We start from the raw sequence: 2116 nt of genomic DNA on the forward strand, positions 1-2116 counted from the left end.
CCAGCACGATCACGACCAGCGCGGGCAAATTGAGTAGCAGGATCAGCCAGGGATCGCCGAGCTTATCCGCGAGCCTGACCCGTCCCATCAGGTAGCCGATGGCGCTGCCGAGCGACATCGCCAGCACGAAGGCGAGGGTGACGCGCGCCAGCGTGGCGCCGAGATGCAGGAACAGCGCGCCGGATGAGGCTTCCGCGATCATCACCTCGAGCACGGCCGGCGGGGAGGGCAGCTTCGCGCCGCCGACGAACAGCGCGGCAATCCACCAGATCACGAGAAACAGGGCAAACGACAGAAGACGCAGCACCTCAGTCTCCAGGCACGGCGTGATAGAACGTGCCAGGATCGAGCTCGGCTGCGGGGCCGACGAGGTCGCGGCCGCCGATCTCGGCCAGCACGCGGTAGAGCACGCGCGCATCTTTCTCCTCGTCGTCGATGCTCCGGCGCGGAATACCGTCGCGATAGCGTTCGCGATAGGTCTTGAGCATGGCTGCGTCGGACGTGCCGGTGAGCGGCGCGATCTTGTCCCAGGCCGCATCCGAGGTGATCAGCAATTGCTTGGCCTTGCGAGTCATCGCGATGAAGCGCGCCACCGCGTCCTTGTGGCTCGCCGCCCAGCTCTCGTCGAAGACATAGCCGACGGCGGAGACCGCGCCTTTGGCACCGAGCTTCGGCAGAATGTCCTCGATGCCGGCGAGGCGGCGAAAACCCTTGGCCTCGAGCTGGGCACAGAAATTCCAGAAATTGAGGCTCGCTTCCATCTCGCCGTCGAGCGCCTTGGCGGCGATCAAAGGCGGGGCGCCGTAGACGATGGTGGCCTCCGACTTCAGGTCGATGCCGTCCTGCTTCATGCTCGCCTGGAGCAGCAGCCAGCTCTTGTCGATCGGCCCGCCGGCGACCGCGAGCTTGCGCCCCTTCAGGTCGGCGAGCGTCCTGATCGGCGAGGATGCGGGTACCATCACCGCGCCGAGCGCGCTGGAATAGGGATAGAAGGTGAGCTTGGCGCCGAGCGCTCGCTCGCGCGAGACCCACAGCCAGTCCGACAGGATGATGTCGGCGCTGCCTGCGCGCATCGCGATCTTGCCGGCCTCGGTGCTCGCGAGCTCGGTGACCTCCAGCGAGAGGTCCGCCTCCTTGTCGAGACCGCTCGCGCGGATCGCGGCCAGCTCCCAGGAGAATGTTCCGGTTTTCTGCACCGCAAGGCGGATCGAATCCGCGGCGCCGCCGGGAGTGGCCAATATCAACGCCAGCGCCGTCGCGAGCGCCAATGTCCGACCAAGTGCCCTCATCACACCAAGTGCTCTCATCGCCTTGTGAGCCGTTTCCTCTGACAGAGTGCTTTTCAGGACAATACGCATAGCATAGCTTTGGTCGCAACCCGCGGGAGGATGCGCATGAAACTGGCCGGACAGCTACGACCGATTGTCGCCGCATTGACGGTGCTGGCGGCGACCGCATGCGTGGCGCGGGCCGAGGAGGCCAATGATTATCCGACGTCGGCGCGCGCGGAGTACGTCTATGGCTGCATGAAGGCCAATGGCGAGAGCCGGCAGTCAATCGAGCAATGTTCCTGCTCGATCGACGTGGTGGCCTCGATCGTCACCTATGAGCGCTACGTGACCGCCGAGACCGCGCTCAGCATGTCCCAGGTCCGCGGCAATCTCGGCGTCCAGTTCCGCACCTCGGAGCAGGCGAACACGGCGGTGAATGATTTGCGGCGCGCGCAGGCGGAAGCCGAGGTGAGGTGTTTCTGAGTTGCGCCCCGGTGTGTCACCCTACCCTGGAGGGGGAGGGTACATCTCGCCTCACGTCCCCGGCTTCTCTACATCCCACTCATTGCGGAACACGTGCCCATCCGTGTCCTTTGCTTCCGCGCGGAAGCGCTTGGCGCCGTTGGAGACATAGGTGAAGCGCAGATTGGGATCTTCCGAGATCGAGATGCCGCCTTCCATCGACAGCACCGGGCTGTCGTCCTGCGTCAGCTTCAGCTGGTTGACGAAGAAGGCTGGAATGTAGAGCTGCGTGACCTGGTCCATCTGCAGGCCGGAATTGTTGGGATGGCCGATCATGATCTGCGCTTCACGGATGCGGCTCGCCGGCGCCTCCTCGCGCGCGA

3 protein-coding genes and 1 pseudogene are annotated in these 2116 nt (G+C 64.9%); 1 reads left to right on the forward strand and 3 read right to left on the reverse strand.

Annotation, left to right across the window (positions count from 1 at the left end):
• Together AABA86_RS29890 and AABA86_RS29895 are read right to left on the reverse strand one after the other, a co-directional pair.
• Nucleotides 1-307, reverse strand: a pseudogene (locus AABA86_RS29890) (ABC transporter permease); the annotation flags it as partial.
• Nucleotide 308: 1 nt separating this feature from the next.
• Nucleotides 309-1289 (reverse strand): ABC transporter substrate-binding protein, encoded by a 981-nt coding sequence (locus AABA86_RS29895; RefSeq protein ID WP_338309350.1) that lies wholly within the window; start codon nucleotides 1287-1289, stop codon nucleotides 309-311.
• Nucleotides 1290-1394: 105 nt separating this feature from the next.
• On the opposite strand from AABA86_RS29895, the gene AABA86_RS29900 reads away from it, so the two are divergent.
• Nucleotides 1395-1754: a hypothetical protein gene (locus AABA86_RS29900; RefSeq protein ID WP_026202407.1), complete on the forward strand. Its 360-nt coding sequence runs from the start codon at nucleotides 1395-1397 to the stop codon at nucleotides 1752-1754.
• A 51-nt stretch (nucleotides 1755-1805) separates the two neighbouring features.
• Here AABA86_RS29900 and AABA86_RS29905 read toward each other — a convergent pair.
• The coding region (locus AABA86_RS29905; RefSeq protein ID WP_338309351.1) for a thiosulfate oxidation carrier complex protein SoxZ at nucleotides 1806-2116 on the reverse strand (311 nt) is incomplete at its 5' end.

It is taken from the genome of Bradyrhizobium sp. TM233 (genome assembly GCF_036247965.1).
Lineage (GTDB): Bacteria > Pseudomonadota > Alphaproteobacteria > Rhizobiales > Xanthobacteraceae > Bradyrhizobium > Bradyrhizobium ottawaense.

Bases quoted from the DNA above. Each gene is read 5' to 3' on its own strand.
- AABA86_RS29895 (WP_338309350.1), bottom strand. From the start codon at position 1,289: ATGAGGGCACTTGGTCGGACATTGGCGCTCGCGACGGCGCTGGCGTTG.
- AABA86_RS29900 (WP_026202407.1), top strand. From the start codon at position 1,395: ATGAAACTGGCCGGACAGCTACGACCGATTGTCGCCGCATTGACGGTG.